The organism is Tabrizicola sp. YIM 78059 (assembly GCF_004959785.1).
Classification (GTDB): domain Bacteria; phylum Pseudomonadota; class Alphaproteobacteria; order Rhodobacterales; family Rhodobacteraceae; genus Tabrizicola; species Tabrizicola caldifontis.
Map to the genome: position 1 here is coordinate 1 of NZ_SJZH01000031.1, position 6,539 is coordinate 6,539.

General features: G+C 63.6%; 6 protein-coding genes and 1 pseudogene. 2 read left to right on the forward strand and 5 right to left on the reverse strand.

Features of this window, described 5'->3' with window-relative positions; all coding sequences use genetic code 11:
* Positions 1 to 316 precede the first annotated feature (316 nt).
* Positions 317 to 2,995 (forward strand): McrB family protein, encoded by a 2,679-nt coding sequence (locus tag EZM81_RS18460; protein WP_248298273.1) that lies wholly within the window; start codon positions 317 to 319, stop codon positions 2,993 to 2,995.
* Positions 2,995 to 4,311, forward strand: a complete 1,317-nt coding sequence (locus EZM81_RS17565) for an McrC family protein (RefSeq protein WP_136646675.1) — start codon at positions 2,995 to 2,997, stop codon at positions 4,309 to 4,311. Before EZM81_RS18460 ends, EZM81_RS17565 begins: the two co-directional genes overlap by 1 nt.
* 199 nt (positions 4,312 to 4,510) lie before the next feature.
* Here EZM81_RS17565 and EZM81_RS17570 read toward each other — a convergent pair whose 3' ends face one another.
* The 5 genes and pseudogenes from EZM81_RS17570 to EZM81_RS17590 all read right to left on the reverse strand — a co-directional run.
* Entirely contained in the window at positions 4,511 to 4,678 is a 168-nt protein-coding gene (locus EZM81_RS17570) for a hypothetical protein (RefSeq protein ID WP_248298274.1), read from the reverse strand.
* The gene (locus tag EZM81_RS17575) at positions 4,665 to 4,910 is read right to left on the reverse strand and encodes a hypothetical protein (protein WP_371685772.1); all 246 of its coding nucleotides are present in this window, start codon (positions 4,908 to 4,910) and stop codon (positions 4,665 to 4,667) included. Before EZM81_RS17575 ends, EZM81_RS17570 begins: the two co-directional genes overlap by 14 nt.
* The gene (locus tag EZM81_RS17580; protein ID WP_136646677.1) at positions 4,907 to 5,581 is read right to left on the reverse strand and encodes a D-Ala-D-Ala carboxypeptidase family metallohydrolase; all 675 of its coding nucleotides are present in this window, start codon (positions 5,579 to 5,581) and stop codon (positions 4,907 to 4,909) included. The genes EZM81_RS17575 and EZM81_RS17580 overlap by 4 nt, the downstream gene beginning before the upstream one ends.
* 72 nt (positions 5,582 to 5,653) lie before the next feature.
* Positions 5,654 to 5,962, reverse strand: a complete 309-nt coding sequence (locus EZM81_RS17585) for a hypothetical protein (protein WP_136646678.1) — start codon at positions 5,960 to 5,962, stop codon at positions 5,654 to 5,656.
* Between the two features lie 25 nt (positions 5,963 to 5,987).
* Positions 5,988 to 6,539: pseudogene (locus tag EZM81_RS17590) on the reverse strand (DUF2793 domain-containing protein); the annotation flags it as partial.

A 6,539-nucleotide genomic window follows, 5' to 3' on the forward strand; every position in this document is an offset into this window, starting at 1 on the left:
GAAGGCCGCAGGTTCAAATCCTGCCCCCGCAACCAAATTTATCAAAGATATCAAATAGATATAACCAGACGCAAACCGTCGGGCTTTTGTAGTTCCGGTTTACATCAACGCCACATCAACACCGCCACAGAAAAACCGCACCCGCACGGATAGGCGTGCAGTCGCAGGCAATGGCGGGCAACTCGCAGTTGCGCACCTGCTTCCTTCCGGCCATCATCGGCCCTGTAGTTCCAGACGGTGAATTGACGACGACGGATTCTGCCCTCGGCTTCCTGACCTTGGAACGTCACCATTCGGCGAGGCAGGCGGCGATACGATGCAACAGGACGAATTCCGGAAGTGGCTTGTCGCTCAGGGCCAGACGGAGGCAACTGCCTCGTCTCGGGCGAGCAGCGCCAGGCGCGTTGAACAGTATCTGGGCGATCTGGACGAGTTGTTCGCGCAAGAGGATCGGGACAGCGTCCTTAACCGTTTTGCCTACACCGCCGAGGATGAACGGGCAGAACGCCCCAATCCCTCGCCTGTCCCGATCGACGGTGTATTGCGCGCGGGTCTTGCCAGCCTCCAACAAGCCCTGAAGCTGTACCATTCCTTCCTGACCGAACAATCCAATGTGCCCGACAAGGCCGAACATCAGGCATTGATCGACCGCCTCACCCGCAAGGAAATCGAGGCGGCGATGCAGGAATGCGATCAACTTGGCCTGAAGGCGTTCCTCGCCCGTGGTGGCTTTGCCAGCCCACAGGTCTGGGTCAGCGATGAAGGCAAGGATCAGACCTATCCCGCGAAGGCCTCCGTCGCAGCAGCTTTGGGGCATCTTCCCGATGGCCGCGCCCTCGCAGCGAAGGAATTCTTCAACGGCTTCGGAGAGGCGCAATCATTCGCCAAACTTGAGGCTCTCGGGTTCCAGATCATTCGCAAGGGGACCAATGGCAAGGATGACGCCTTCACTCGCGAGAGGATCGAGGGTGCGATGGACGCCTACGAAGAGTTCCGCAGGTCAGGTGCACATGCCGATGCGTTCTCGAGTTTCGGCGAGCCGAAGGATTTTTGGGTGCGGTCCAGCCGCCCGCGCCAGGACAAGCGCTTCCCGACGAAGCCAATTGTCGGGTACCTCTTGGGCAAGGCGTCGAACACATTCAATGGCGGGTGGAGCCAACCGGGCGACGCGGCCGCAAGACTGCATGCGGCGGGCTACATCATCGTCGATCAGCATGACACGCCGTTGCCGCTACCCGAACAGCACACGCACCTGGTGCGCGGGGCAGAACGCGCGCGTCTCGTGGCTCTCAACTATTTCATCGAGCCCGCCCGGGAGGCCGGACTTCATTCGGTAACCATCCGCGCCGGTGACCTGCACGACATGTCGGGCCTTGTGAAAAACTGGGCAAATGTCTGCCAGGCGTTGGAGAAAGAGGCTTTCCAGCAGCTTGCTTCGGTCCCGGCCCCCACTCGGACCGGGCCGGAGCGCAGCACCACGACCGAGTATACCTTTGTCCTGACGCAGGACGGAAAGGCGAAGGACCCGTCCATGTCGCAGGCCACACAGATCGAGACAACCAACCTGATCCTCTATGGACCTCCCGGCACCGGCAAGACCTACCAGACGGCGTGGGAGGCAGTTCGTCTCTGCTTGGGCGATGCTGCTGCGTTCGATCTGACCGGCGCGAAGAGCCGTGATCGACTGATGGCGGAATACCGGCGCTTGATGTCCGAGGGCCGGATCGAGTTCGTGACCTTCCACCAGTCGATGTCATACGAGGAATTTGTCGAGGGGCTTAGACCTGCCGTCGACGGGGAGGATCCGTCTGAAAATGGTGCAGGCTTCCGCCTTGAACCGGTCGCCGGGATATTCCAACGAGTTGCTCGGCGTGCAGAGGCCAGTGCAAAAGCCGTCACGATCCACGCGCAGGATGCAGATGCAACGCAAGCGATGCCTGATGCCCCGGAGCCCAATGCAGATGTGTTTCCGTCGGCCGCGGCCGAAGGCGCAGACAACGATGACCTTCAGCCCCAACCGGCATTGGCGGAAGAGCTGTTTACAGTCGGCCAACTTCCGCCTGTGCGCGATGGCACTTTCCGAAAGCTTGCCCAGGACGTCGCGCTGCAACTGGCGGAGGAACACCCGCAGGGTTTCTCCCTCCAGCAATATCGCGAAGCCCTCGTGCGAGCAGGTCGAGAGACGGGTATTGAGCCGACCGGTGGTTGGGAAAAACACAACATGCCCACATGGGCTAGTCATCCCGACCAGGCTTGGTTGGTGCCTGCAGACGCGACTTCCGCAACTGCCGCGGTGCGGAATTCTTCAATGGATGGCGACTTGCAGACGTCGGGCGCCACGGTCAGGGTTGAGCAGAGTACCGCATCTGCGCATGTCCTGATCATCGACGAGATCAACCGGGCCAACATCTCGAAAGTCTTCGGCGAACTGATCACGCTCCTGGAACCGGACAAGCGCCTCGGGCGGCGAGACGAAATCCAGCTGACCTTGCCCTACTCGAAGAAGCACTTCGGGGTGCCGCCCAACCTGCACATCATCGGTACCATGAACACGGCCGACCGTTCGATTGCGCTGCTGGACACGGCCCTACGCCGTCGGTTCACGTTCAAGGAACTGATGCCTAACCCCTCAGTCCTGTCCCCGAATGTCGGCGGGATCAACCTGCAGACACTGCTGACCACGATCAACGATCGCATCGAGTACCTTTTCGACCGCGAACACCAGATCGGGCACGCCTATTTCACTGGCTGCACATCGGCCGAGGCCGTCGAGGACGTCATGCGGCACAAGGTGATTCCGCTCCTGTCCGAGTATTTCTACGAGGATTGGTCGAAGGTCGCCGCCGTTCTGGGCGATGGCCCGCAGGGCCCATCCCGGTTTCTGGAGGCGCGCCGCCTGACGGCGCCGCCGGGAATTGCCGCTGACGATTTCGGGGCCGAGAGACTGCGCTGGCGGGTGAAGGACCAGTTCGACTTCTCCGAGTTCGCGGCCTGATGCCCGCCTACAGCGTCCGTGAATGGGAGGCCGTGCCCCATGGCGATGGGGAGGGGTATATTCCGTCGCATCTTGCCCAGCGCCTTGTGGCACTGGCCAAGGCATCCCCCTTCGCCGGGCGTGGCGGCGGTGGCGTGCTGGAGGATCGCCGCCATGACTTGCGGGCGCGCGGAGTAGTCGGAGTCTTGGCGGTGCCGGGCTGTACGCTTGAAATCCTGCCGAAGATCGATGTCGGCGAAAATGAAGGATCGGCACAAGAGACGCGCGAGATCCGCAAGCGCCTTGTCCACATGCTGGCGGTGGCTCTCGACCTGAAGATACAGACCGGGCGCATGACCGACCTCGACTGGCAGCGCGAAACGCTGCTTGAAATCCTGATCCGCATCTTTTGCGACAAGCTGACCGAGGCGGTACGCCGCGGCATGCCGCGGCGCTATACCCTCCACGACGACGACCTGCCGACCTTGCGGGGATCGCTGGATATCCCGCGCCAGTTCACCCGCCATCTCGCAAACCCGGGCCGCCTGGCGTGCCGCTATGATGAGCTGTCCGAGGATATCGCCCTCAACCGCATCATGAAGGCGACCATCGCGCATCTGGCGGGCATGTCGCGAAACGCGACGAATGTGCAGCGGCTGCGGGAACTGGCCTTCGTTTATGCCGAGGTTGCGGAGGTGCAGATCCCTGCCTTGCAGTGGGACGATGTTGTCATCGACCGCACCAACAGCGCGTGGCAGGAACTCTTTGGAATGGCGCAACTGTTTCTGCGCAACCGATACCAGACCACCAGCGCCGGGTCAGGGCAGGGTTCGGCCCTGCTGTTCGAGATGAATGCCCTGTTCGAGGAATACATAGGCCGTCTGGTGACGCGGGCGCTTGCGGGGTCCGAGTTCCGCGTGACTTTGCAGGGTGGCGGCCTTTTCTGCCTCACATCGGTCGATGACGAACGGGGGGTGTTCCAAACCAAGCCCGACATCCTGATCTGGCGCGCTGGCCAGGTCGCCCATGTGATCGACACCAAATGGAAGCGGATTTCCGACCGGATCGACGATCCGAAGCAGGGGGTGTCCCAGGCGGACGTCTATCAGATGATGGCCTACGCCCACCTCTACAAGGCCCCGCGCCTGACGCTGCTTTATCCCCACCATGCGGGTCTGGGTGACGAGGAAGGGATCCGCGCGCGGTTCCGTGTGACGGGTCAGGAAACGCTGCTGGAAACGGCGAGCTTTGACATCTCCACCGGTACCGACCTGGTGGATCGCATTCGTGCTCGGATACTCACTGGCCTCGAAGAAATGTCCCCCTCACTCCCGTGAGGGCGAACGGCCAGCCCCTGCGAGGTGCACAATGGTGCCCATCACTCCGTGAGACAAGCAGGGCAGCACCTGACATCATCAACTCGCAGCGAATCCCTGCTGCTCGTTGACATCGTGAATCCATGAACCGGGCCGGGCGATGCGCCGCGGTCGAGGCGTCTGGCGCTTGCCTCGTGGCAGGCTTCGCCCGGCTCGGATTTCACCTGCACGCCCGTGCCTGATCGCGCAACACGGCGTAATCGCCGAGCATCCGGACGATGACAGCCTCTCCCGGTAGCCCCTCGACCTCATCGGCGGCCCGATCCTGATCAGCGCTGGAGTAATCAACCACCGGCGGGCAGGGCGCGCGGGCTTCAGAACCTGCCATCGCGCAGCCGGTCAGCCAGAGCATCGCGATCAGCAGGGCGGCGAGCGGCGGCGTCGAGCATTTGGCGGTGGATGGCATCGTTTCTCTCTCGGGCATCAAGCCGTTCGGCGACGCGCCCGGCGCGTTCGCCAGCTCGGCGTAGGTTCATGAGGAACAGCAGGATCGCTGCGGCGGCAAGGATCAGGCCCAGCGCTTTCCGCGCCGGGCCGTGGGTGAGGAGCCAGCCGATCACCGCTGTCCCCGTTTCCAGTCGTCGAGCCTCGCGTGGATGGTGACGGCGATGCCGATCAGCGCGATAACGATCAGCACCCAGCGCAGCGTGTCGAGGTAGGGCACAAGCGGCTGGATCGTGGACTGGGTTTCCGCGAGGACGTCCTGCAGCACTTCAACACTGGCGGCGCCGACGGTGGCAACACCCGCAGCACCCCCGCCCCGGAGCGTGCGGCTTTCCGACAGGACTTCGCGCGCGGGCGGCAGTTCCGGCGCGAAGGGTACGGCCCGCGCCGGGAAGGGATCGCCCCAGGATCGGGCGGGCCCGAGGTCGATGTGCATGAAGCCGGAGCGGGGGTAGTATCCGAAGCCGAGGAAACCCACGGCCCGCGCCGCGGACTCGAAGGTCACCGGATCGTGGTTCGCCATCGCGATGTCGAAGGCCGTGCCCTGCATGTGTTTCGATGCCGGGGCGCCTCCGACAGCACGGTTGTGTTCCGGGCTGCGATAGGCCGAGCGCACGATCAGCGGCTTGCCGAGGCGGTCGCGCAGGGCCTGCAGCTTGTCCATGGCCTCGGTGTTGATCCTGATCGCCCCGGTGCCGCGGCAGGCAATCTCGGCGGCCGAGAAGGTCGGCCAACGCCAAGCGTTCGCGGGCACATCGCGCCAATGTGGGTAGGTCAGGGTGGGCATCGTGGATCCTCCAAATGAAAAACCCGCCTCTGGGGCGGGGGATGTGGTCGTGGTGGTGTGGTCGCCAGGTGGTCAGTCGGATCGGCCGCGCTGGAAGGCGTCGAAGAGCATGTCCCGCATCGAGCGGATGTCGGTCTCGATCCGGTCCAACCGGTCACCGTCGGCCTTTCGGTCCTCGCTGCGCTGGCGGTCGATCCTGTCCCGCTCGGAGACCAGCTCGCGGTCGAGGCGGTCAAGCAGGGCTTCGTTCGTGAAGGCCTTGCGCGTGATCGCCGCGATCAGGGCGATAGTGCCGCCGATCAGGGCGGTGAGCGCGGCGGTGATCCCGTGGTCCCGAAAGGCCCGCGCGACCTCGCTGGTCAGGGTGGTCTGGTCGTTCATGATGGTCCTTTCGCGGTCATGCTGTTCAGAAATCGGTTTCGAGGTAGACCCCGGCGCAGTCGTAGGCGACGGCGGCTGCTGTCGCCCCGGTGTTTATGAACAGCCGTGGGGACAGGAATTGCGTGTTCGCAGGCAGGTCGGCGGTGATTTCCTGCTCGAAGACCGCGCCGGAAACCTCGTCGACGACGCGCATCCAGACCGAGCTGCCGTTCGGCGGGGCGGCGATGAACAGGGTCAGCACGCCGCCCGTGGCAATCGCGAAGCCTGTGCCCATGTCCGTCAGCGTCGGCGCACCGGTGCCGTCGTTGCGGACCAGCTGCCAGTTTGCATGGGTTCCGCGCTGGAAACCGATGCCGATGCAGTTCACCGCGGCGGCCAGCGTCAGGGTGGTGGCAAGCGCGGCGGTAGAGCCGTAAAGTCCGAAGAACCCCATCCCTGTTGCCTGCAGCGTCGTCAGCGAAATCCGCGTGACGAAAGTCCAGCCGCCGAGGCCCGCCGCATTGCCGCGCCAGCAGGCCCAGCCTGCGGAGCGCTGATCGGCCACCGAGTCCACGACGGCCGCAGATGTCAGACGCCA

Bases quoted from the DNA above. Each gene is read 5' to 3' on its own strand.
- EZM81_RS18460 (WP_248298273.1), top strand. From the start codon at position 317: ATGCAACAGGACGAATTCCGGAAGTGGCTTGTCGCTCAGGGCCAGACG.
- EZM81_RS17565 (WP_136646675.1), top strand. From the start codon at position 2,995: ATGCCCGCCTACAGCGTCCGTGAATGGGAGGCCGTGCCCCATGGCGAT.
- EZM81_RS17570 (WP_248298274.1), bottom strand. From the start codon at position 4,678: ATGGCAGGTTCTGAAGCCCGCGCGCCCTGCCCGCCGGTGGTTGATTAC.
- EZM81_RS17580 (WP_136646677.1), bottom strand. From the start codon at position 5,581: ATGCCCACCCTGACCTACCCACATTGGCGCGATGTGCCCGCGAACGCT.
- EZM81_RS17585 (WP_136646678.1), bottom strand. From the start codon at position 5,962: ATGAACGACCAGACCACCCTGACCAGCGAGGTCGCGCGGGCCTTTCGG.